Annotated in this window: 19 protein-coding genes; 14 read left to right on the forward strand and 5 right to left on the reverse strand. The window is 64.5% G+C overall.

All coding sequences use genetic code 11. From position 1 onward, the window contains the following. Nucleotides 1-70 precede the first annotated feature (70 nt). Nucleotides 71-448, reverse strand: coding sequence for a hypothetical protein (locus SLT36_RS06380; protein ID WP_067956827.1), 378 nt, complete (start codon nucleotides 446-448; stop codon nucleotides 71-73). Nucleotides 449-893: 445 nt separating this feature from the next. Between SLT36_RS06380 and SLT36_RS06385 the strand changes: the two genes are divergently transcribed. After that, entirely contained in the window at nucleotides 894-1,445 is a 552-nt protein-coding gene (locus SLT36_RS06385) for a DUF2269 family protein (protein WP_432286356.1), read from the forward strand. A gap of 37 nt (nucleotides 1,446-1,482) precedes the next feature. Here the strand turns inward: SLT36_RS06385 and SLT36_RS06390 are convergent, their stop codons facing one another. Then, nucleotides 1,483-3,117 (reverse strand): acyl-CoA synthetase, encoded by a 1,635-nt coding sequence (locus SLT36_RS06390; RefSeq protein ID WP_432286357.1) that lies wholly within the window; start codon nucleotides 3,115-3,117, stop codon nucleotides 1,483-1,485. Nucleotides 3,118-3,174: 57 nt separating this feature from the next. Beyond that, nucleotides 3,175-3,945 (reverse strand): sulfite exporter TauE/SafE family protein, encoded by a 771-nt coding sequence (locus SLT36_RS06395; RefSeq protein WP_432286358.1) that lies wholly within the window; start codon nucleotides 3,943-3,945, stop codon nucleotides 3,175-3,177. A gap of 174 nt (nucleotides 3,946-4,119) precedes the next feature. Between SLT36_RS06395 and SLT36_RS06400 the strand changes: the two genes are divergently transcribed. From SLT36_RS06400 to SLT36_RS06430, 7 genes are all read left to right on the forward strand, one after another. Further along, nucleotides 4,120-4,767, forward strand: coding sequence for a thiamine phosphate synthase (locus SLT36_RS06400; RefSeq protein ID WP_192313812.1), 648 nt, complete (start codon nucleotides 4,120-4,122; stop codon nucleotides 4,765-4,767). Between the two features lie 6 nt (nucleotides 4,768-4,773). Beyond that, a complete protein-coding gene (locus SLT36_RS06405) occupies nucleotides 4,774-5,889 on the forward strand; it encodes a tetratricopeptide repeat protein (RefSeq protein ID WP_432286359.1) in 1,116 nt (371 codons plus the stop codon). A 103-nt stretch (nucleotides 5,890-5,992) separates the two neighbouring features. Then, a complete protein-coding gene (gene efp / locus SLT36_RS06410; RefSeq protein WP_018429990.1) occupies nucleotides 5,993-6,559 on the forward strand; it encodes an elongation factor P in 567 nt (188 codons plus the stop codon). A gap of 26 nt (nucleotides 6,560-6,585) precedes the next feature. Further along, entirely contained in the window at nucleotides 6,586-7,386 is an 801-nt protein-coding gene (locus tag SLT36_RS06415; RefSeq protein ID WP_432286360.1) for an inositol monophosphatase family protein, read from the forward strand. A gap of 173 nt (nucleotides 7,387-7,559) precedes the next feature. Beyond that, nucleotides 7,560-8,249: a PAQR family membrane homeostasis protein TrhA gene (gene trhA, locus SLT36_RS06420; protein WP_432286361.1), complete on the forward strand. Its 690-nt coding sequence runs from the start codon at nucleotides 7,560-7,562 to the stop codon at nucleotides 8,247-8,249. A 185-nt stretch (nucleotides 8,250-8,434) separates the two neighbouring features. After that, complete coding sequence (locus SLT36_RS06425) at nucleotides 8,435-9,454, forward strand: MotA/TolQ/ExbB proton channel family protein (RefSeq protein ID WP_432286362.1); 1,020 nt, start codon at nucleotides 8,435-8,437, stop codon at nucleotides 9,452-9,454. A 1-nt stretch (nucleotide 9,455) separates the two neighbouring features. After that, a complete protein-coding gene (locus SLT36_RS06430) occupies nucleotides 9,456-10,487 on the forward strand; it encodes a peptidoglycan -binding protein (protein WP_432286363.1) in 1,032 nt (343 codons plus the stop codon). A 134-nt stretch (nucleotides 10,488-10,621) separates the two neighbouring features. On the opposite strand, the gene SLT36_RS06435 is transcribed toward SLT36_RS06430, so the two are convergent. Next, a protein-coding gene (locus tag SLT36_RS06435; RefSeq protein WP_432283321.1) for an IS630 family transposase occupies nucleotides 10,622-11,570 on the reverse strand; the annotation gives its coding sequence in 2 pieces (ribosomal slippage) (nucleotides 10,622-11,233 and nucleotides 11,235-11,570; 948 coding nt in all). Nucleotides 11,571-11,802: 232 nt separating this feature from the next. On the opposite strand from SLT36_RS06435, the gene SLT36_RS06440 reads away from it, so the two are divergent. After that, nucleotides 11,803-12,225 (forward strand): hypothetical protein, encoded by a 423-nt coding sequence (locus SLT36_RS06440; RefSeq protein ID WP_432286364.1) that lies wholly within the window; start codon nucleotides 11,803-11,805, stop codon nucleotides 12,223-12,225. A gap of 56 nt (nucleotides 12,226-12,281) precedes the next feature. Here the strand turns inward: SLT36_RS06440 and SLT36_RS06445 are convergent, their stop codons facing one another. Continuing rightward, nucleotides 12,282-12,635, reverse strand: coding sequence for a DUF1304 domain-containing protein (locus tag SLT36_RS06445; RefSeq protein ID WP_432286365.1), 354 nt, complete (start codon nucleotides 12,633-12,635; stop codon nucleotides 12,282-12,284). 139 nt (nucleotides 12,636-12,774) lie between these two features. Between SLT36_RS06445 and SLT36_RS06450 the strand changes: the two genes are divergently transcribed. The 5 genes from SLT36_RS06450 (at nucleotide 12,775) to SLT36_RS06470 (ending at nucleotide 23,742) form a co-directional block, all read left to right on the forward strand. Further along, complete coding sequence (locus SLT36_RS06450; protein ID WP_432286366.1) at nucleotides 12,775-14,259, forward strand: carboxypeptidase M32; 1,485 nt, start codon at nucleotides 12,775-12,777, stop codon at nucleotides 14,257-14,259. Nucleotides 14,260-14,473: 214 nt separating this feature from the next. Next, nucleotides 14,474-16,126: an FAD-binding dehydrogenase gene (locus SLT36_RS06455; RefSeq protein ID WP_432286367.1), complete on the forward strand. Its 1,653-nt coding sequence runs from the start codon at nucleotides 14,474-14,476 to the stop codon at nucleotides 16,124-16,126. 295 nt (nucleotides 16,127-16,421) lie between these two features. Next, the gene (locus SLT36_RS06460) at nucleotides 16,422-17,270 is read left to right on the forward strand and encodes a hypothetical protein (protein WP_432286368.1); all 849 of its coding nucleotides are present in this window, start codon (nucleotides 16,422-16,424) and stop codon (nucleotides 17,268-17,270) included. A gap of 164 nt (nucleotides 17,271-17,434) precedes the next feature. Further along, the gene (locus tag SLT36_RS06465; protein WP_432286369.1) at nucleotides 17,435-21,082 is read left to right on the forward strand and encodes an autotransporter domain-containing protein; all 3,648 of its coding nucleotides are present in this window, start codon (nucleotides 17,435-17,437) and stop codon (nucleotides 21,080-21,082) included. A 269-nt stretch (nucleotides 21,083-21,351) separates the two neighbouring features. Next, nucleotides 21,352-23,742, forward strand: a complete 2,391-nt coding sequence (locus SLT36_RS06470; RefSeq protein ID WP_432286370.1) for an autotransporter outer membrane beta-barrel domain-containing protein — start codon at nucleotides 21,352-21,354, stop codon at nucleotides 23,740-23,742. Nucleotides 23,743-24,074 lie beyond the last annotated feature (332 nt).

Raw genomic sequence — 24,074 nt, forward strand, 5'->3', positions numbered from 1 at the left:
GTGGCGCGTTAGACTGTGCCGGCACGGCACAACGGTGTGGCGTTGCCGGCAGGCAGGATCTTATGCCGACTCAGGACTTCCACACCGTCGGCAGGGCGATGAAGGCAAACAGCAGCATCGCTGCGTAAAAGCCCATCGACGACATTGCCACCACCGGTTCGATCGCCGCATTGCCGCCGAGCAGGAAGAACAAGCCGACCAGAAGGCCGATGCCGCTGACCGCCGTCAGCCAGAAATGGACCTTGGCCAGTGTCTTGTCGCGGGCGACAGGAAAAAGATGGTAGAAGAAGGCGAACACCGCCGACATCAGCCAGCCCGCCACCATGGTGTGGGCGTGAACCGGCATCTGGCTGTGGTCCTGGCTGATCGACATGTGCAGGCCAAGCGCCATGCCACACAGCGCATAGACCACGGCGAGCGTGAAGAAGTTCCGTGCTACCCCTTGCATTGTTGTCTCCTGATGCCTTTTCCCCCCGCAGGGAATGGGTTGGTTTTGGCCCATCGCGAGCCGATCTGCCGGCGCTTGTGCACCGGGCCGTGTTTCCGCCGCATGCCGCGCGGCCGGGCCACGCGGATGTCGGCTCGTTACATTGCGGATCTTGCCTGGATGAAGTGTCCGGCCATTCACCCCCGCGGCCGGTTCGATACGCGCCCCTCCAACGCATGACAGACGATATCACGTTGCCAAGGGCGTTACATTCCTTGTTGCTAAAGTTGTGTCTTATCCCCCGCCATGTTGCGCAGCCCATCCATTCGTTTCCGGTGCCGAAACATCCACCGGCTTCACCGACACAATGCCGAAACAGCCTCGGCGCTATTAGCCGGCGCCGAAAATTAGCGTGGCCTGATGCGGCCGGCGCTTTTCGCGAAACCGGATTGGAAAGGTTCGGAGTATGGATTGGTACTCTCTCTTCAAGTTTCTTCACGTCGTCGCAGCCGTTCTCTGGCTCGGCGGCGGCTTCGCACTGATGCTGCTCGCGGTTCGCGCTGATCGTGCCGGCGACACCGACGGTATGTTGCAGGTCATGCGTTCGGTCGGCGAACTCGGCAACCGGCTGTTCATGCCGGCATCGCTGGTCACGCTTCTGCTCGGCCTCGTCATGTGCTGGTTCTGGGTCGGCTTCACCGATCTCTGGATCGTGCTCGGACTTGCAGGTTACGCCATGGCCTTCCTGATCGGCACGCTGGTGTTCAAGCCGACCGCCGACCGGATGGCAGCGATCATTGCCCGCGATGGCGTGACGCCCACCGCCCTCGACCAGGGCCGACGCATCCTCAAGGTTGCGCGATTCGACTATGCGATGATGCTGATCATCGTCGCCGACATGGTGCTCAAGCCGACGGCTTCCGACCTACCGATCCTCTCGGCGATGGCTGTCGTTTTCGCGGCCGGCTTGTGGGCAGCCTTCGATGGCCTGCGCCCGTCCACCGTGGTTGCGGCCTGAAGGAATGGGCGCGCTTCCGGCGCGTCGCCCTCGATCTTTATCCCTTGGCCATGTCGCGCAGCCGGAACTTCTGGATCTTGCCGGTCGAGGTCTTGGGAATCTCGGCGAAGATCACCGCCTTCGGCACCTTGAAGCGCGCGAGCATGGAGCGGCAGTGCTCGATGATCTCGGCCTCCGTCGCTTGCCTGCCTGGCTTCAGCTCGACATAAGCAATGGGCACTTCGCCCCATTTGTCGTCGGACCGCGCCACCACTCCGCATGAAGCGACCGAGGAGTGCTTGTAGAGCGCGTCCTCGACCTCGATCGACGAGATGTTTTCGCCGCCCGAAATGATGATGTCCTTGGAGCGATCCTTGATCTGGATGTAGCCGTCCGAATGCATCACACCGAGGTCGCCGGAATGGAACCAGCCGCCGGCAAAGGCCTCGTCGGTCGCCTTCTTGTTCTTGAGATAGCCCCTCATGACGATGTTGCCACGGAACATCACCTCGCCGATGGTCTCGCCGTCGGCGGGTGTCCTTTGCATCGTTTCGGGGTCCATCACGGTCAGGTCCTCGAGTGCTGCATAGCGCACACCTTGGCGCGCCTTCTTCGCCGTGCGCGGTCCCTTCTCGAGTTTGTCCCATTCGCCGTGCCATTCGTTGACGACCGCAGGCCCGTAGGTCTCGGTCAGGCCATAGAGATGGGTGACGGCGAAGCCGGCGTCGGCCATGCCAGACAGCACCGCTTCCGGCGGCGGCGCGGCAGCTGTGTTGAAGGTGACCTGCTGCGGAAACGTGCGTTTGTCCTCGTCCTGGGCATTGATCAGGATCGACATGACGATCGGCGCCCCGCACAGATGCGTCACGCCATGGTCGGCGATGGCATCATACATTTGCCTCGCGCGTACCCAGCGCAGGCAGACATGGGTGCCGGCCTGCACGGCGAGCGTCCACGGAAAGCACCAGCCGTTGCAGTGGAACATCGGCAGCGTCCAGAGATAGACCGCGTGTTTGGCCATGCCGGCATGAATGGTGTTGGTGTAGGCCATCAGCGCGGCACCGCGATGGTGGTAGACCACACCCTTGGGATTTCCGGTCGTTCCCGATGTGTAGTTGAGTGAGATCGCGTCCCATTCATCGTCGGGCATCGACCATGCGAAAGCCCTGTCGCCTGTCGCGACGAAGTCTTCGTAGTCGAGGCTGCCGATACGCTCGCCCTTGGGATAGGGGGCGTCCGCGGGGTATTCAGGGTCGTCATAGTCGATGACCAGCGGCTTCACCGTTGCCAGCGCCAGAGCCTCCTTGACCACGCCTGTGAATTCGCGGTCGACGATCAGCAGCTTGGTCTCGGCATGGTCGAGCTGGAAGGCGATGATCGCCGCGTCAAGCCTGGTGTTCAGCGAATGCAGCACCGCCTTTGTCATCGGCACGCCGAAATGCGCCTCCAGCATCGGCGGGGTGTTGGACAGCATCACCGTCACCGTATCGCCCTTGCCGATGCCGCGCGCGGCGAGCGCCGAGGCAAGTTTCAGCGACCGTTCCCACCATTCGCGGTAGCTGGTGCGCTGGCTGCCATGGATGATGGCGACGTGGTCGGGAAATGTCTTGGCCGCGCGTTCGAGAAAGCTCAGCGGCGTCAGCGGCTGGTGATTGGCGGGGGTCTTGTCGAGGTCTTCCTCGTACTTGCCCATGACAGTTCTCCTCTCTGGTCGTGACGAGCCTAGTCCACCGCCGCGAGGCGGTCATCCTCACATAAAGTCGACGACCCCGTCATAGAGCAGCTTCAGCGCGACGATTGCCACCGTCGCGTAGGTGAAGGGGTAGAAGATTTCCGGCCGCATCCGCCTGACCAGCCATGCCCCGGCGAGCGTCGCCAGCGGCGCCAGCGGCATCAATGCCAACGAGGCAGTGAGGTTGGCAGTGTCGAACTGGCCGAGCGCGAAATAGGGCACCAGCTTGATGGCGTTAGTGACGGCGAAAAAGATGACGCTGGTGCCGGTCAGTACCTTCGGATCCATCCTGAGCGGCAAGGTGTAGACCTGGAAGGGCGGACCGCCGACATGGGCGACGAAGCTGGTGAAGCCGGCGATCGATCCCCAGAAGGCGCCGGCGACGCCGTTCGGTTCGGTCTTGTGGTCGGCCCCGTGGCGCAGGCTGGTGTAGAGCCAGCGTGCCACGAAGATGAAGGCGATGGCGCCGACGATGAAGCGCACATTGTCGGCTGTCACCACCGATGCCATCAGCCAGCCAATGCCGATGCCGATGATCGAGCCCGGCAGCATCTGCCACAGGATCGTGCGGTCGAAGACGCCGCGCCAGGTCCACAGCGACACCACGTCCATCAGGATCAGGATCGGCAAAAGGATTGCCGCGGCCTGCACCGGCGAGATCACCAGCGCCATCAGCGGAACGCCGACGAAGCCGACGGCACCGCCAAAGCCACCCTTGGAAAGGCCAACCAGAATCACGGCAGGAACTGCCGCTGCATAGAACCACGGGTCGAGAAGAAGGTCGGTCATCGGAGGCCTCTCGAATCCGCAATATCGGGATGCCGGGCAGTTGGCGAGTGCCTTCCCCATGTTTTCATATGCTTGGGCTTTGCCGCGTGTCCTGTTCAACGGCAGCACTTTGTTCTATGCCCCAATGCAAACATGATCGCCTTGCATAGGCGTCAAGCACTCGGATCGATGCACATGAACCCAACCACGCCACCCAATCGCTGCCGTATCGTGCTGATCGCGCCGCCGACAGTTGCCCCGCAACAGGTCGAGGCGGCACTCGCCGGTGGCGACGTCGCATCGCTGATCCTGCCCGGCGAGGGCGTCGATGAAGCGTCGTTCCAGAGCTTTGCCGAAAAGGTCGTGGCCGCCGCGCAGAAGGCCGGGGTGGCAGTGGTCGTCGCCGGCGACACCCGCGTCGCCGGGCGTGTCCATGCCGATGGCATCCATATAGAGGGCAACAAGGAAGAGCTTGCGGAGGCCGTCGAAAGCTACCAGCAGCGGATGATGGTCGGTGCCGGTGGCGCAAAGACGCGCGACGATGCGCTTGAGCTCGGCGAAGAGCGACCAGACTACATCTTCTTCGGCCGCTTCGGCTACGACAACAAGCCCGAGCCGCATTCGCGCAACCTTTCGCTCGGTGAATGGTGGTCCGAGATGATCGAGATCCCGTGCATCGTCATGGCCGGTTCGGACATCGCCTCGGTCGAGGCAGTGGCTGCTACCGGCGTCGAATTCGTTGCCGTGTCGTCGGCGGTGTTCGGCGAAGGCATCGACCCGCGCGAGGCGGTGGCCCGCGCCAATGCGCTGCTCGACGAAACCGCGCCGCGTTTCGAGGAGTAGTCATCGATGGATCGTTCGCGCCTTCTTGCCGCTTTGCTGTGCCTGGGCTTTGGGCTCGAGCCCGCGATTGCCGTCGAGAGCGCGCCGATCACGCCGTCCGACCAGGGGGCGGTTCCTTCGCTCGGCAAGCCGCTCGACCTGATCGATCCGAACCGCTTCGGCCCGGCTCCGATGCCGCTCGACGCCGCGCCCATGCCGGTCGGCGAGCCTGTGCCGGCGCCGCAAACGCCCGACCTCGGCGCCAATCCGGCGGCCAAGGCGACTGACGGCATCGACCCCAACCGCTTCGGCGGCAAGCATTCTGACGAGGCCTATGGCGCCTTCCAGCGCGGCCTCTACAAGACGGCCTACAACCTCGGCATCACACGTGCCGAGGCGGGCGATGCCGCCGCGCAGACGCTGGTCGCCGAGATCCTTTCGCGCGGCCTGGGCGTTGCCCGCAACGACAGCGAGGCGGCCAAATGGTATGAGCGCGCCGCAGAACAGGGCATTCCCGAAGCCCAGTTTCAATATGCGCTGATGCTGCTCGACGGAAAATACGTTACCCGCGACGACAAGGCAGCCAATGCGCTGATGCAGGCGGCAGCCGAAGCCGGCAACCGTTTCGCCCAGTTCAACTATGCCCAGATGCTGGTGCAGCGCGAACCCGGCGGCAAGGGCCTCGAAAAGGCCGTGCCCTATTACGAGCGTGCCGCGGCGACGGGATTGCCCGACGCACAATACGCCATGGCCCAGGTCTTGGCCAACGGCGTCGGCGGCAAGCGCCGCGACGACAACCAGGCGCGGCTGCTGCTCGTCCGTGCTGCCAGACAGAATTATGACTCGGCGCAGTTCGATCTCGGACTGTGGATGGCCGATGGCCGCGGCGGCGATCGCGACCTGAAATCCGCCTTCGGCTGGATGAAGCTTGCCGCCGATGGCGGCAATGTCGCGGCGCAGAACCGGCTCGCCAAATTCTACATGGGCGGCATAGGCATCGATCCAGATCCCATTCTGGCGGCGGCGTGGTACATCAACGCCCGCCGTGCCGGGCTCAACGATCCCGAGATGGACGACTTCCTGCGCGGCCTGACCGACGCGGAGATGAAGCAGGCTCTGGAGCGCGCCAACCGTCTGCGCTGATCCAGCGAAAATCTCGACTTCTCTTGCCTAAAAAGCCATTTTGTGGTCTTGGAGGCGCCGATAGCGCCCCTTCCGGCGCAAACCTCTCTTCCGGAATCCAATCATGGCCAAGATCAACGGCAACGAAATCCGTCCCGGCAACGTCATCGAGCATGACGGCGGCCTCTGGGTGGCGGTCAGGACCAATCACGTCAAGCCCGGCAAGGGCGGCGCCTACAACCAGGTCGAACTGAAGAACCTCATCAACGGCACCAAGCTCAACGAGCGTTTCCGCTCGGCCGAGACCGTCGAGAAGGTCCGCCTGGAGCAGAAGGATTTCTCGTTCCTCTACGAGCAGGGCGACGCCCTGGTGTTCATGGACACCGCCAGCTACGAGCAGCTCGAACTGCTCAAGGATTTCGTCGGCGATCGCGCCGCGTTCCTGCAGGACGGCATGATGGTTACCGTCGAGCTCTATGACGAGCGCCCGATCGGCATCGCGCTGCCCGACCAGGTGACGCTGACGATCACCGAGGCCGACCCGGTGGTGAAGGGCCAGACGGCTGCTTCGTCCTACAAGCCGGCCGTCCTGGAAAACGGCGTCCGCGTCCTGGTTCCGCCTTTCATCTCGTCGGGCGAGCGCATCATCGTCGACACCAACGAAATCACCTACGTCCGCCGCGCGGACTGATTTCGACACTGCTGAGGTTGTAGAAAATGGCGCGTTCAGCGATCCTAAATGTTATGGTGCAGGCCGCCATGAAGGCCGGCCGTTCGCTGGCGCGCGATTTCGGCGAGGTGCAGAACCTGCAGGTCTCGTTGAAGGGGCCGGGCGACTATGTCAGCCAGGCCGACCGCAAGGCGGAAGACATCCTGTTTGCCGAGTTGTCCAAGGCACGCGTCGGCTACGGCTTCCTGATGGAAGAGCGCGGCGTCGTCGCCGGCGAGGACGACCAGCATCGCTGGATCGTCGATCCGCTCGACGGCACCACCAACTTCCTGCATGGCATTCCGGTGTTTTCGATCTCGATCGCACTTGAACGCCAGGGCCAGATCGTCGCCGCTGTCGTCTACAACCCGGCGATGGACGAGCTCTACACCGCCGAGCGTGGTGGCGGCACCTTCCTCAACGACCGTCGCCTGCGCGTCTCCGGCCGCACCAAGCTCGTCGATGCCGTCATCGGCTGCGGCGTGCCGCATCTCGGCCGTGGCCATCACGGTAACTTCCTGCTCGAACTGCGCAACGTCATGGGCGAAGTGGCCGGCATCCGCCGTCTCGGCTCGGCCGCGCTCGACCTCGCTTACGTCGCCGCCGGCCGCATGGACGGCTTCTGGGAGACCTCGCTGTCGCCCTGGGACGTCGCTGCGGGCATCCTGCTGGTGCGCGAAGCCGGCGGTTTCGTTTCCGATGACAAGGGCGGCCAGGACATGCTCGACGGCGGCTCGATCGTCGCCGGCAACGAGACCATCCACCGCGCGCTCATCAAGACGCTGAAGCGGCCGGTCACGCCGCGCTGATCCGCCGCGTAGCCGTTTGCTTTCAACTCGTGCCTGCGCCTGCCCATATCTACAGCGCCGCGCGTCCATTTGGACGCGCAAAGGACGCTGTAGACCTTTTGATCGGTGCATGATCCTTTCCGAAAATCGGACCGATTTTCGGGGTCATGCACTGAAGGGCGCAGGGACGGACCATGTCTGACAACCACCAAAAGCCTGAGACAGCTGTGCCCTTCATCGGGCGCTACAACCGTTCGCGCGCCGAGCTGATCGCCGACGGCGTTGTCCATGCGGTCGGCATCCTGCTTGCCGTGGCGGCCGGCTCGGTGCTGCTGTCGGTTTCGGCCTTCTACACCGCCACCGGCGAGTATCTCGCAGCGGTCGTCTTCGTCGTCGCCCTGCTCACCGTGCTGTCGGTGTCGTGTGCCTACAACCTCTGGCCGGTCTCGCCGGCCAAGTGGGTGCTGCGCCGCTTCGACCATGCCGGCATCTACCTCCTGATCGCTGCCACCTACACACCCTTCCTCGTCCAGCTTGAAGACCGCGTCACGGCAGGCTGGATGGCGGGCATCGTCTGGTCTGCGGCGGCGGCCGGCATGGCGATCAAGCTGTTCCTGCCCGGGCGGCTCGACCGGCTGGCGATCGCCTTTTATCTCGCCATGGGCTGGAGCGGCATCGTCATCCTGCGGCCGCTCATCGCCACCTTGCCTTCGGCGACGCTGTGGCTGCTGTTTGCCGGCGGCATGGTCTATTCCTGCGGGGTCATCTTCTACGCCTGGCGGCGGCTGCGCTTCCAGAGTGCGGTCTGGCACGGCTTTGTCGTCACCGGGGCAGGCCTTCACGTTGCCGCGATGATCGACCTTCTGGTCGTGACGCGTCTCTGACCGACAGCTGGTTCCCAGCTCGGAGCGCAAGCGTCTTTCATTTTCGTCACATTTCCGCTTACAGTCGTAGTCCACTAACGTAGCGCGCCGAAACTCTTGAAAAGCTCGGTGCGTAGACTTCAGGGTGATGGAGCGGCGCGTCCGAATGGACAGGCCGGGCTCCAACCGCAGGAACCGGGGCGCCGATGGCATTGTTGAAATCTCTCGGGGTGGGCAAAGGCTCCGACGTGCTGAACTACGACCCGCACCGCCTGTCCTCTCCGCAGGTGTTCCTGCTGACGATGATCATCTTCCTGGCGATCGTCGCCTTCATCGCGGCGATCCTGACGCGGCAGATCTCCACCGCCTTCGGCACCAATCCCGGCCTCAACGGCCTGATCCTCGGCGTGCTCGTCGTCGGTATCGGGCTGGCCTTCGTCCAGGTCGGTCGGCTGTTCCGCGAAGTGCGCTGGGTCAATTCCTTCCGTGCCGGTTCCGAAGCCACCGAGCCGGTGCTGCTGGCGCCGATGAAGGCGATGCTCGGGCGCTCGGCCTCGATGGCGTTCTCGACGAGTTCGATGCGCACGATGCTCGATTCGATTGCCACGCGCCTCGATGAAAGCCGCGACGTCTCGCGCTATCTCGTCGGCCTGCTGGTCTTCCTCGGCCTGCTCGGCACCTTCTGGGGCCTGCTCGGCACCATCGGCTCGATCGGCGAAACCATCCAGTCGCTCGACCCCGGTTCGGGTGACGCCTCGGCGGTGCTTGAATCGCTGAAAGCCGGCCTCGCGGCTCCGCTGCAAGGCATGGGTACAGCATTCTCGTCGTCGCTGTTTGGCCTTTCCGGCTCGCTGGTGCTCGGCTTCCTCGACCTTCAGGCCGGCCGCGCGCAGACGCGCTTTTACACCGAGCTTGAAAACTGGCTGTCTTCGGTCACCGACCTGTCTTCCGACATGGTCGTTGCCGACGCCAAGAACGGCTCCTCCGACGAAATCCGCGTGCTGTCCGAGCGCCTGCGCAACATGCAGGAGCAGGGTGGCTCGAACCCGCGTGTCGCCGCCGCAATGGCCAACCTCGCCGACGGCATCTCCGGCCTCGTCAAGAACATGCGCAGCGAACAGCAGATCATGCGCGACTGGGTCGAGGCGCAGTCCGACGAACAAAAGGCGATGCGCAACACGCTCGAAAAGATCGCCGACGCCCTGAAGAAGGAAGGGGTGCACTAAGGTGGCATTGGCGCGCGGGCGGCGCGGCGACCGCCGCATCGACTATTGGCCGGGCTTTGTCGACGCTTTGTCGACGCTGCTTCTGGCCATCATGTTCCTTCTATCCGTCTTCGTGCTGGCGCAGTTCCTGCTCAGCCGCGAAATCTCGGGCAAGGACGAGGTGCTGACCCGGCTCAACTCGCAGATCAACGAGCTGACGCAGCTGCTTGCGCTCGAAAAGTCCAGTTCGCAGGATGCCGAGGACGCACTCGCAAATCTCCAGGCTTCGCTCAATGCAGCCGAAAGCGAAAAGAGCCGGCTCGAACAGCTGCTGTCGCAGGGCGCCGGCGCCGGCGCCGAAGCCAACACCCGCATCGGCACGTTGTCGGGCGAGCTGGAGACCGAGCGCCAGGTCAGCCAGCGCGCGCTCAGCCAGGTCGAATTGCTCAACCAGCAGATCTCCGCCCTGCGCCGCCAGATCGGCGCGCTCGAAGAGGCGCTCAACGCGTCCGAGGCGCGCGACAAGGAATCCAACACCAAGATCGCCGACCTTGGCCGGCGGCTGAACGTGGCACTCGCCCAGCGTGTCCAGGAGCTCAACCGCTACCGCTCCGACTTCTTCGGCCGCCTGCGCGAGATCCTGTCAGACCGCGAAAACATCCGCATCGTCGGCGACCGTTTCGTGTTCCAGTCGGAAGTGCTGTTCCCCACCGGTTCGGAGCAGATCAACGAGGCGGGCAAGGGCGAGATGAAGAAGCTCGCCGACGCCATCATCGAGTTGCAGAAGGAAATCCCGCCCGAGATCAACTGGGTGCTGCGCGTCGACGGCCACACCGACAACATTCCGCTGTCAGGCACCGGCCGCTACCGCGACAACTGGGAACTTTCCTCGGCGCGCTCGACCTCGGTGGTAAAATTCCTGATCGAGAATGGCGTTCCGGCCAATCGCCTCGTTGCCGCCGGCTTCGGCGAATTCCAGCCGCTCGACGAAAGCGGCACCGACGAGGCGCGCTCCAGGAACCGCCGCATCGAGCTCAAGCTGACCGAGCGTTAGCCCGCAGCACCGGACTCAGGTGAGGCCGTTCTCAAGATTTCGTGTGTGAAAAGGCCCGCCCCATCGGGGGCGGAGTTGCGGCAGGTCGAGGCCGAATGTGGCGGCCAAGATTATCTTTTCTTAATTAGAGCCTTTCACGTTTTGACGGAAGCGTATCCGGCGTTTGCGAAATAGTTCTCGCATTCGCCGGGTTCGATGGTCGCAACGAGTTGACCGACGTGCCGCCACGTTTCTTCGACGGTGCGCTTCTGGGCTTGGCGCATCCAGTGTTTGATCTTGGCGAAGGCCTGCTCGATCGGATTGAGGTCGGGTGAGTAGGGCGGCAGGTACCAAAGCCTGGCGCCAGCGGCCTTGATCATCTGCCTGATGGCGACCGATTTGTGACTTCCCAGATTGTCCATGATGACGATATCGCCGGGTTTCAGCACGCCAACGAGTTGCTGCTCGACATAGGCGCGGAAGCACTGGCCGTTGATTGGTCCGTCAAAGACACAAGGTGCCGCAAGCCGGTCCCAACGCAATGCCCCCAGGAAGGTCAGGGTTCGCCAATGGCCGTGCGGGGCCAAGCCGCGCAGGCGCTTGCCCCTTGGCCCCCAGCCCCGAAGTGGAGCCATATTGGTCTTGATCCAGGTCTCATCGATGAAGACCAGGCACCGCGGATCCAGGCTGGCCTGCCAAGACCGCCATCGCCGACGCCTGCGAGCAATATCGGCTCGGCCCTGCTCAAGAGCGAGCAGTGTTTTTTTTGAAGCTCAGGCCCTCGCGCCTCAAGAACATCCAGACCGCATTGTGCGAGACCATCACCCCGCGTGCGGCCAACTCGTCCTTCAGCCGATGCAGCGTCAGTTCAGAGGTCTGGTTGATCCGCTCCACGATGAAGGCACGATGCGGCTCCAAAATCCGCTTGCGGTGTCCGCCCATCTTGCCCGGCGCAACCGACCCGGTGGCACGGTAACGCTGCGACCACTTCACAACCGAGGAAACGGCAACGCCGAAGCGCGACGCCACCGCACGGCAGTTCTCGCCGGCGCAAACCGCTTCCACAACACGCTCACGAAGATCGTTCGAAAGGGCTCGCGTCATCAGATGCTGGCCTCCATCCAGCCAGCATCTTGAATCACAAACGCCAATCTTTGGGAATCCTACGATTCTCTCAAAAAATGAAACGCTCTAGGTTTCTGTCGGTGAGGCGCCTAGTTTTCGTAGGCAGGCCGGGAACCGCCGGCGATGACCTCCCACCGTGACGCGACGGTTCCAGACGGCCTGCTGTTGACGGGGCGTCCTGTCGCGTCCCGCGGGTCCGGGAGTTGCAAAAATGCGCTCTATGGCATTCAAGGCGGCGCTTGCCGCAATCCTTGTTTCAACGCCCCTGGCGACGGCTTTCGCCAAGGAGCATCACGGAACGATGCGCGAGTTTTCGTTCCAGAACAGCCCCAGCGGCGGCGACAAGCCGGACTCGCCGGCACCGTCGGACGGCTATGCGACCGGCGGCCAGTTGCGCGCCATCCTTGACGACCTCCAGGGTGACAATGCCCGGCTCATGAGCGACCGCCATGCCAAGCTGATCACGCCGGCCGAGCTTCGCGGCCTGCGCGGTGAAGAGGCGATGATCCGCAGGACGGCCATTCGCGATTCCGCTCGGGATGGCGGCAAGATCCCGGCGGGCCAGTACGACCGGCTGATGGCCGAGGTCAACGATCTCGGTATGCAGATCGACCACGACGCGGCTCTCCACTAAGGAGGCCGGAGCCCGCTCGCCTCCGGATCGCTTCCCGGGGGTGAGCGGGGCCTCGGCTACCAGCCGAGCCAGAGTGCCGCCAGTGCCAATGCCGCCGGCACGGTCTGGATGTAGAGGATATTGCGGCTGACGGTCGCCGCACCGTAGAGCCCGGCGATGGCGACGCAGAGCAGGAAGAAGACCTTGACCTGGAAGCCCGCATCGCTCAGCCACAGGCCCCAGATCAGGCCGGCGGCGAGGAAGCCGTTGTAGAGCCCCTGGTTGGCCGCCAGCACTTTCGACGCCGTGGCGAAGTCCGGCTTGAGGCCGAACGCCTTGTGGCCGCGCGGCGTGTCCCACAGCACCATTTCGAGATAGACGATGTAGAGATGGATCAGGGCGACGAGCCCGACCAGTATGTTTGCGACCATAGTCGCCCCCCTTCGACCTCAGTTGCACAAATTGAGCATGCCGGCTGCCGTTCCGGCAAGTGGTGGACCAGCCGAACGGTCTTGCGAATGCCTGCGGATTGGTATCCTCTCGCCGCGAATTCGAGACAGAGGAAATGCCATGTCCTTCGCGAGACTAGACGAACTCGGCCGCAAGCTCGAAGCGCTGGAACACGCGCTTTCCATTCTAGGCGCCGACGAGGCGACCCACATGGCGGTCGGCGGCGGCGCCAAGCGTGCCGAAGCACTGTCGGCGCTCGCCGGCATGCATCACCGCCAGGCAACCGCGCCCGAGATTTCAGACTGGATCGCCGCCGCCGAGACCGAGGCGCTCAACGACGATCAGCGTCTCGCCGTGCGCGAGTTCCGCCGCCAGTACACCAACATGACTTGCCTGCCGACCGAGTTCGTCGAGCGCCAGACCTCGGCTCGTCTGCGCTGCGAACAGCTGTGGCGCGACCTCCGGGCCAAGAACGACTGGGCCGGTTTCCAGCCAGCACTTGAAGGCATCGTCGCCATTGCGCGCGAGGAGGCGGCACTGCGCTCCGAGGCGCTCAACCTCGACCCCTACGATGCGCTGATGGAGCAATACGATCCCGGCAACCGTACAGCCGACATCACGCCTGTCTTCACCGACCTCAAGGCGTTCCTGAAAGGCTTCGTGCCGGAGGCACTTGCCGTGCAGCAGGAACGCCTGGCGAGGAGCCCGAAGCGCCCGCTCTCCGGCGTCTACGCCATCGAGCGCCAGCGCGAGCTTGGCCTTGCGATGATGGGCGCCGTCGGCTTCGACCTGACGCGCGGCAGCCTATCGGTGTCGCATCACCCGTTCTGCGGCGGCGTGCCGTCGGACGTGCGCATCACCACGCGCTACAAGACCTCAGACTTCCTGTCGGCGCTGATGGGCGTGCTGCACGAAACCGGCCACGCGCTCTACGAGCAGAACCTGCCGGAAGCCTGGTCGCACTGGCCGCTGGGCAAGGCGCGCGGCATGGCCGTGCATGAGAGCCAGAGCCTGTTCGTCGAAAAGCAGCTCGGCCGCAACCCCGCCTTCTGGCAATGGGCGTTGCCGCTCGTCGAGCAGCATCTCGGCGAAAGCTGGTCGATGGACGAGATCCTGCCGCACGTCCACCATGTCGAGCGCGGCCTCATCCGCGTCGACGCCGATGAGGTCACCTATCCGCTGCATGTCATCTTGCGCTACGAGCTCGAGCAGGAACTGATCTCCGGCCGCCTTGCGGTCGCCGACCTGCCCGAGGCATGGGACGCCAGGATGCGCGACTATCTCGGCCTGTCTACCATCGACAATCCGGCCGACGGCCCGATGCAGGACGTGCATTGGCCAAGTGCCGCCTTCGGCTATTTCCCGTCCTACACGCTGGGCGCGATGATGGCGGCGCAGCAATGGGCGGCCCTGACTAGGGAGCATCCTTCGGTCGACGACGAGATCGCGCGCGGCCATTTCGAGACCGTCAACAACTGGCGCCGCGACAAGATCTGGTCGCAAGCCTCGCGCTGGTCGACCCCCGACCTCCTCGAACGCGCCACCGGCGAAAAGCTCAACGCGACGCATTTCACCAGCCATCTGAAGAAGCGCTACGGAGCTTAGGCTACCGGCTTACCGCTCGGGCCACCGACATGCTCGGGGGGCCTGCAAAACTTGGGTTCCTCGCCCCCACGCAGTGTGGGAGAGGTGGCCGCGCAGCGGCCGGAGTGGGTGACTCTTCTTCCCCAGCGGAACCATCCTGCCCCGACTTTCCGCTTGATCTTCCAACCCGTTGCCCGAAACTCGCCGCGACACCGATAAACCTTGGGAGGGGCAGTTGGCGGAGCGGGCGGATGCGATCGTTGTCGGCGGCGGGCTGGCCGGGCTCGTTGCGGCGGCAGAGCTGGCCGACAAGGGAAAACGTGTCGTCATCCTCGAGCAGGAAGGCGAGAACTCGCTTGGCGGGCAGGCATTCTGGTCGCTCGGCGGGCTGTTTTTCGTCGACAGCCCCGAGCAGCGCCGCATGCGCATCAGGGACAGCCGCGAGCTTGCGCTGCAGGACTGGATGGGCTCGGCGCAGTTCGACCGTCCGGAAGATTTTTGGCCACGCAAGGTCGCCGAGGCTTTCATCGACTTCTCTGCCGGCGAGATGCGGCCATGGCTGCATGGCCAGGGCATGCGCTGGTTTCCTGTCGTCGGCTGGGCCGAGCGCGGCGGCGCGCGGGCGGATAGTCACGGCAATTCAGTGCCGCGTTTCCACGTCACCTGGGGCACCGGCCCGGGCGTGCTGGAGCCGTTTCTGCGCCGCGTCCGCGACCATGCTGCCGCCGGACGCATCCAGCTGAAGTTCCGTCATCAGGCCAGCCGCCTGATCAAGACCAATGGCGCGGTGACAGGCGTATCAGGCGAAATTCTCGAACCTTCCACGGTCGAGCGCGGCCAGCAATCCGGCCGTGGCGTTGTGGGCGATTTCGAGTTCCATGCCGGCGCCGTCATCGTCACCTCGGGCGGCATCGGCGGCAACCATGATCTGGTCCGCAAGGCATGGCCGGCCGACCGGCTCGGGCCGGCGCCGCAAAAGATGGTCGCCGGCGTGCCGCATCATGTCGACGGGCGCATGGTCGCGATCACTGAAGCTGCAGGCGGCGCGGTCATCAACCGCGACCGCATGTGGCACTACACCGAAGGCGTGACCAACTGGAACCCGATCTGGCCCAACCACGGCATCCGCATCCTGCCGGGGCCGTCGTCGCTGTGGTTCGATGCGCTGGGTGACCGACTGGAGGCACCGTTCCTGCCCGGCTTCGACACGCTCGGCACGCTGAAGCGCATCTTGTCTGTCGGCCACGAATACTCCTGGTTCGTGCTGACGCAGAAGATCATCAAGAAGGAGTTCGCCCTGTCCGGTTCCGAGCAGAACCCGGACCTGACCTCAAAACGTTGGATCGAGGTGCTGAAGAGCCGCCGCGCCAAGGGCGCGCCGCCGTCGGTCGAGGCCTTCAAGCAGCATGGCGCGGATTTTGTCGTCCGCGACAACCTCCGCGACCTCGTCGTCGGCATGAATGCGCTCGCCGGCAACGACCTTCTCGACCACGACCGCCTGCATGCCCAGATCGCGGCGCGCGACCGCGAGATCGACAACCCCTTCTCCAAGGACGCACAGGTCACCGCCATCCATGGCGCCCGGCGCTACCTCGGCGACCGGCTGGTGCGCACTGCCAAGCCGCACAAGATCCTCGCTCCCGAAAACGGCCCGCTGATCGCCGTCCGCCTCAACGTGCTGACCCGCAAGACGCTGGGCGGCCTGCACACAAATCTCGACGGCCAGGTGCTCGGCGCCGACGGTGAACCCGTTCCCGGCCTCTATGCTGCGGGCGAGGTCGCCGGCTTCGGCGGCGGTGGCTATCACGGCTACAACGCGCTCGAAGGCACTTTCCTTGGCGGCTGCATCTTCTCCGGCCGCAACGCCGGCCGGCACGCGGCGGGTTAGCCGCCGCAACCGCCATCTTGCCGCTGGCATCCTTGAGCAGCGCAGGGTCATCGCCAGCTTGCGGACGGTACTGACGTCGTCAACGTGATGGCAGCTTGCCGATGTGTCCGCGCGTTCTCCATTTTCCGTCCATCCCCCTGTCGAAATACGCCATCTGCCGTATATGTCCGGCCCCCCTGTCGCGGTAGCCCTGCCGTCTGGCGTGGCGGAAGCTGAGCCCGGCCGCCCGTATCGGGGCGCCTGGCTGCAGGCATCCGGTGCCAGTGACGTGAAACTGCGCCGAGTGGGGGCCGAAATGCTGAAGACAAATTATGCGCGACAGGCCGTGTCAGGCGTGTCGCTGATTGCGCTTTCAGCCCTGGCGCAGCCGGCATTCGCCGCCACCTTCGTGGTTTCCAACGAAACAGAACTCGCCGCTGCGATCACCAGCGCCAACAGCAATGGCGATGCGTCGAACACCATCAATGTCATCGCCAACATCACGCTGACGGGGCCGCTGCCGCCGCTCGGCCTGCGCAATGCCGCCGGCACACCGCTGGCCACCAGCCCGCTTGCCATCAACGGCAATGGCAACACCGTCAGCGGCGGCAACAGCCAGCGCATCTTCTTCGCCAATGCAGGCGAAATCGCCATCAACGACGTCACCCTCGCCGACGGTCGTGCCAAGGGCGGCGACGGGGGGACTGGCTTTGTGGGCGAATCCGGTGGCGGCGGCCTGGGGGCAGGCGGCGCGCTGTTCGTGCGTGGCGCCGACGCTGGTGCCGGTACGGGCGCTTCGGTTACACTCTCCGGCGTCTCTTTTTCCGGCAACAAAGCTGTTGGTGGTAATGGCGGGGCAGACAACTATCCCTCACATGCCAGCAGTAGTTCCGGTGGTGGTGGCGGCCTCGGTGGGGATGGCGGCACCGTGCCAGATTTCGGTGACTCTGGTGGTGGTGGCGCGTTCGCCGGTCAGCATGGCAATGGTGCTGGAGTTGGTGGTGGCGCAAACGGCGGCGCTGGCGGCCAGGCGGGAGGTGATCTTGCGGGCGGCGGTGGCTATAGCGGCGGCAGTGGTGGCGACGGCGGCTTTGGCGGCGGCGGCGGTGGCGGCGGCAGTCTAGGCGGCGGCGGTGGCTTTGGCGGCGGCGGCGGCGCAGTCTAAGCGGTGGCGGCGGTTATGGCGGTGGCGGCGGCGGTGGTGGCGCCTTTGGCGATGGCGGCGGCGGCGGATTTGCTGCCGGCAATGGCGGCTCAGGCTTTGACCGCTCCGCGGGTGGTGGCGGTGGTGCGCTCGGCGGTGGGCTGTTTGTCGCCGAGGGCGGCTCGTTGATCATTGCCTCAGGTTCGATATCGGGCGGCGGCGTCACTGCGGGGGCCGCCGGCGCTGTCAGCGGAGCCGTTGGCACGCTGCCGACATCAGGCCAGGCGGCTGGCTCCGGCATGTTCCTGCAAGGCAGCGGCACGGTTACTTTCGCGCCCACTGCCGGCAAGACGGTGACGGTTTCGGACGTGATCTCCGATGAACAAGGCTTCCTGGCAAATTCGGGCTATGCGGCGGCCGCTGGCTTCACGGCCGGTGCCTGGAGCCTGGCCAAGACCGGCACTGGTACTCTCACCCTGTCGGGCGCCAACAGCTACACCGGCGGCACCACGCTGTCTGAAGGCACGCTCAGCCTCGGCCATAACAAGGCCTTGGGCAGCGGTTTGGTCGTCGCTTCCAGCGGCACGACCATCGATATCCAGGATGGAGTCGATATCTCCAGCGCCCTGGCCATCGACAGGGACCACACCATCAATGTCGGAGCTGGCGCGGCCGGCACCTATTCCGGGACGATCTCCGAAACCAGTCTAGCCTCCGTGTTGCGCAAGACCGGCACCGGCATGCTGACCCTGTCGGGCGCCAACAGCTACAGCGGTGGGACCACGCTGTCTGAAGGCACGCTCAGCCTCGGCCACAACAGGGCCCTGGGCAGCGGCTCTGTCATCGCCTCCGGTGGCACGACCATCGATATCCAGAATGGCATCGACATCTCCAACGCCCTGGTTATCGACGGGAACCATGCCATCAATGTCGGAGCTGGCGCGGCTGCTACTTATTCTGGGACGATCTCCGAAGCCGACCTGGCCATGCTGCGAAAGACCGGCGCTGGCACGCTGACGCTGTCGGGCATCAACAGCCGTTCCGGCGTCACGATGATCGAAGCTGGTACGCTCGCCGTCGCCAACGCCTCAGCCCTGGGCTCCGGCGCGGTGTTCATGGCAGGCGGCAAGCTCTTGAGCACCGCAACCCTCGGCTTCACAAACAATGTTGTCATCAATGAAGGCGTGTCGACGACAATTGCTGCGGCAGCGGGTACGACGCTGGATATTGCCGGCCGCATTTTTTCCGTGAACAATGGCTCGACCGTGGTCTTCGGCAGTTCCGCCGACACTGGCACGATCACGCTGGGCGGAAATGCCTTCATCGGGAAGTCGACGTCGGTCGTCGTCGCGGGAGGCACGCTCAAGGCGAGCAACCATTCGGTCGGTGACCTGACCGAGAGAGCCGAGTCGACGACCGTGGCTGCCGATGCCACGCTCGATTTCAATGGCCAGACCGCGTCGGGATCGAGCCCCATAATCAGCAATCTGCAAGGTAGCGGCACCGTCACCAACAGCGGCGACATCAAGATTGCACAGGGCAATTTCGCCGGCACCATCATGGGTGCTACCAACCTGACCAAGATCGGCACAGGCACGCTGACGCTCTCGGGCGAAAACAGCTATTCAGGCGACACCAACATCGAAGCCGGCACCATTGCCATGACCAACGCCTCGGCTTTGGGATCGGGGCCGGTAATGATCGGCGGAGGTGCGGCACTTGTCAGTAAGGCTGACATGTCGTTCACCAATCAGGTCGACGTCAAAAGCGGCGAAACCGGCACCATCGCCGCGGCTGCGGGCACCACCATGAACTTCGATGCCGCTACTCTGTCCGTGTTCGGCAGCACGATTGTTTTCGGCAGCTCAACGGATACCGGTACCATTGCAATAAATTCCGGGATGGCTGCGGATATCTCGACATCGATCACGATCGCCGGCGGTACTCTCAAGGACGGCAATGGTTCGGTCGGCAAGATCACCGAACTTGCACTGGCGACCACGGTGCGGTCGGGCGCAACGCTCGATTTCAACGGCAAGTCCAGCCCCTCGCTCATCCGCAACCTGCAAGGCAACGGCACCGTTACCAACAGCGCCGGCATCAGCGTTTCCCAAGGTAATTTCGCCGGCGCCATCACCGGCGGGGCCCGCCTGACCAAATCGGGCGCCGGCACGCTCACCTTGTCCGGCACCAGCACCTACACCGGCGGCACCAGCGTCGATGCCGGCACGCTGATCGTCGGTGTCGGCAATACCGGCTCGATTCTCGGTCCTGTCGAGGTCAAGTCCGGCGCGCGGCTCGGCGGCAGCGGCACGATTGGTGGCACCGTCACCGTCGCCAGTGGTGCCACCCATGGCGCGGGCAATTCTGTCGGCACCCAGACGATCAACGGCAATTACGTCAACCGTGGCACCCTCGAAGTCGAGGCGACGCCTTCGGGAGCCGACAGGCTCAACGTCAACGGCACCGTCGACATCTCAGGCGCCAGGCTCAATCTGCTGCTGACGCCGCCGACAAGCGCCTCGTGGCATGTGCTCAACGGCCCCTTCGTGCTGATCGCCAACAATGGCACCGACGCAGTGACGGGCAGCTTCGCCTCGGTCGGCGACCTCAACAAGCTTGTCTTCCTGAACCACCTGATCAATTACGCCGGCGGCGACGGCAACGACGTGACGCTGACGCTGACCCGCAACGACGTTTCGGTCGGCGATGTCGGCCAGAGCCGCAACCAGGTCGCAACCGGCGTGGCCGTCGACGGCCTGGTGCTCAACGATCCGGTTCGTGCCGCGCTCATGCTGTCGACCGACGAGGGCAAGGTGCGCGGGGCACTCGATGCGCTTTCAGGCGAGGTCCATGCCTCGCTTTCGGGCGCCTTCATCGAGGCCGGCGGTCAGTTGCGCGATGTCGCCTCCAGCCGTATCCGCTCGGCCTTCGGCGATGTCGCGGCAGCCGACATACCCGTCATGGCCTATGGTGAGGGCGGTACCGAATTCGTCGCCGCCGACAGCGACCGCTTCGTCGCCTGGGGCCAGGCGCTCGGCAACTGGCGCTCGGCCGACGGCGACGGCAACGCCGCCGGCTTTAGCCACAGTGGCGGCGGCATGCTCGCCGGCGGCGACGCGACCTTCGGCGACGGTTTCAGACTCGGCCTGCTCGCCGGCTATAGCCGCACCAGCTTCGAGACCGACGCCCGCGCCTCGTCCGGCAGCAGCGACAACTTCCACCTCGGCGTCTATGGCGGCCGCCATTTCGGCGCGGTCGCCTTGCGCGCCGGCGCCACCTACACGCGCCATGCCGTCGACACCACGCGCAGTGTCGTTTTCCCCGGCTTCAGCGAGGTGCTGAAAGCCTCATATGATGCCGGCACCGCGCAGGCCTTTGTGGAAATTGGCTACAAGGTCGAGATGGGCCGCGGCGCTTTCGAGCCGTTCGCGGGCCTCGCCTATGTCTCGACCTCGGCGGACGGCTTCACCGAAATCGGCGGTGCGGCAGCCTTGACCAACGGAGGCAACAGCTTCGACAGCACTATGACGACGCTGGGCCTGCGCGCCGCAACCGATGTCAGCCTCGGCGACGCCAAGGCCTCGCTGCGTGGCATGGTCGGCTGGCGCCATGCCTTTGGCGATGTCGCGCCGTCCTCGGCTGTGGCCTTTGCCGACGGCGACAGCTTTACCGTTCATGGCACGCCGATCGCCCGCGACGCGCTGCTTGTCGAGGCCGGGCTTGATGTTGTCGTCTCGCCCAAGGCGAGCCTCGGTCTGAGCTACACCGGTCAGCTTGCCAACGGTGCGCAGCAACATGGCGTCAACGCCAGTCTGGCGGTGAAATTCTAGGCTGCGCGATAGGAGCTGTGCGGGCCTGAGCGGCCAAATCCTGCCTTTTGGAATTAGTCCCAAAAATGGCGCGGGCCGAAATCTTCCCAACCATGCCGTTGTCGTTTAGGTAGGGCCCATTCATTTTGGGGCTTGCCCGAGGGAAAGCTCCCCTCCCGACGGCAGGCGGGGAGCATGTGGTGCCTGCCATTTTTTCCAGAACGCGCGCTCTTTCGGGCGTGTCACTCGTTGTCCTGTGCGCTTTGCTCCAGCCCGCCTGGGCTGATCGGGTGGTCCTCGTCGACGGCCAGGAAATCACCGACGACATCGGCTTCGACCCGTTCCAGGAGTTCGTCGTCGGCACCGGCGCCACCGGCACCTATTCCGGCAGAATTTATGAATCCGGCGAGGTCGGCTACATCAGGAAGACCGGCGGCGGCACGCTCGTCGTCACCAACAATTCGAACGGTTTCAGCGCCGGGGCCTACATCAGCGGCGGCACGATCCGGGTCACCGGCAATTCGGTTCTCGGACTTGGCACCATCACACTGGATGGCGGCACGTTGCAGTCGGGTGCCGCGGCGCTCCAGCTCTTCAACCACACCATCCAGTTCACCTCGGCTGGTGGGGCGATCGACACCGGCAGCTTCGACCTGACCACCGAGGCGCAATTCATCGATAGTGATGTCCCGCTCGGCATCTTCACCAAGCTCGGCAGCGGCGCGCTGATCCTCACCAACTATTATGGCTTCAGCAACTATGCCACGGCGACCAACATCGCCGAAGGCAGCATCGTCGCCGGTTTCGCCAATGTCTTCAGCGCCAACAGCAGCTACACCGTGGCCAGCGGCGCCTCGCTTGTCCTCGCCGGCCACAACCAGGCCATCGGCTCGCTCGCGGGAGCCGGCACCGTCGATCTCGGCGGCGCCACGCTGACGACCGGCAAAGACACCAAGAGCACCACCTTCTCCGGCGCCATCTCGGGAGCCGGCAAGCTGGTCAAGACGGGCAGCGGCACCCAGACGCTTACCGGAACCAATCTCCATTCCGGTGGCACGGTGGTTGACGCCGGCACCCTGATTGTCGGCGTCGGCGGCGCGGGCTCGCTCAACAGCTGGGTCGAAGTCAAGTCGGGCGCCCGTCTCGGCGGCAGCGGCACCATTGGCGGTGACGTCACCGTGGCTGCCGGCGCCAACCATGGTGCAGGCAACTCCATCGGCACCCAGACGATAAACGGCAACTACGCCAACCATGGCACCCTCGAGGTCGAGGCAACGCCATCGGGCGCCGACAGTCTCAACGTCAACGGTACCGTCGACATTTCGGGCGCGACGCTCAACCTGGTGCTGACGCCGTCGAACATGAGCGCGTGGCTGCCGGTCAATGGCCCCTTCACGCTGATCGCCAATGACGGTGGCGACGCGGTCACCGGCACGTTTGCTTCGGTCGGCAGGCTCGACAACCTGCTCTTCCTCGACCATCTGCTCGATTATGCCGGCGGCGATGGCAACGACGTCACCCTGGCGCTGCACCGCAACAATGTCACGCTGGGCAGCATCGCCGAAGCGCCAAACCAGGCGGCCACCGCAGGCGCCGTTGCAGCGCTGCCGAACTCCAACCCCGTCGCCGCGGCGTTCCTGATGTCGACCGACGAAGACGAGGCGCGCGACGCGCTCGACCAGCTGGCTGGCGACGTTCACGCCTCGGTCAGCGGCGGCACGACGCAGACGGGTCAGTTCCTCGGCGAGTTCGCCAATGACCGCGTGCGTTCGGCCTTCGGCGATGTCGCCGCACCCGACCTGCCGGTCATGGGCTATGGCGAGGGTGGGCTCGAACTGGTCGCTGCCGACACCGATCGCTTCGTCGTCTGGGGCCAGGCGCTCGGCAATTGGGGTTCGTTCGACGGTGACGGCAATTCGGGCGGCTTCAAGCATTCGAGCGGCGGTCTCGTTGCCGGCGGCGATACCATCGTCGGCGACGGCTGGCGCGTCGGCCTGCTCGGCGGCTACAGCCGCACCAGCTTCGACGCCGATGGCGACACCGCCTCCGGCGACAGCGACAACTTCCATGTCGGTGTCTATGGCGGCCGCCATTTCGGCGCGGTCGCGCTGCGTGCCGGTGCGTCCTACACCAGGCATTCGATCGACACGAGCCGCACGGTCTCGTTCCCCGGCCTCACCGAAACGCTCAAGGCCAGCTACGATGCCGGCACCGCGCAGGCCTTCGTCGAGACCGGCTACAAGGTCGAGCTTGGCCGCGTCGCCTTCGAACCCTTCGCCGGTCTCGCTTATGTCTCGACCTCGACCGACGGCTTCACCGAAACCGGCGGCTCCGCGGCGCTGACCAGTGCTGACAAGAGCTTCGACAGCACCTCGACGACGCTTGGCCTGCGCGCGGCGAGCGACTTCAACCTTGGCGACGCCAAGGCGACGGTGCGCGGCGGTCTCGGCTGGCGCCATGCCTTTGGCGACGTCACGCCTGCCTCGACAGTCGCCTTCGCCGGCGGCGGCGACAGCTTCACCGTCCATGGCGCGCCGATTGCCCGCGACGCGCTGCTGATCGAAGCCGGTCTCGACTTCGCCGTCTCGCCCAAGGCCAATCTCGCTTTGAGCTACAACGGCCAAGTCGCCAACGGCGCCCGCGACCACGGCGTCAAGGCAAGCCTCGGCGTGAAGTTCTAGGGGGTCTTGAGGCGAGATGACGGCAAGCGTTTGCCGCTGCCATTTGCCTTTGCCGGCGCAATTCCGAAACATGGCGCGAGTGCTCGCGCAGCGTTGGTGAGTCTATCTGCCGGTTGTATCAGTTATCTAAAGTTGAGTTTTTGATGGCTAATATTTTGTATTGCTGTATGAGCTTTGTCGTTCTAAGCAATGCTATTGGTTGAGTTTTGAGCGGGGATCGGGGTCTTCGCGCATTTCATTTGCCCGTTCGGGCGCGCATGCAAGTGGTGGGGATATTATGAAATTTATTGACCGCAGCTCGGCTGCGCGCATTCGTTTTGACGCCCGAATTT

The organism is Aminobacter sp. BA135 (assembly GCF_050859125.1).
GTDB lineage: Bacteria > Pseudomonadota > Alphaproteobacteria > Rhizobiales > Rhizobiaceae > Aminobacter > Aminobacter ciceronei.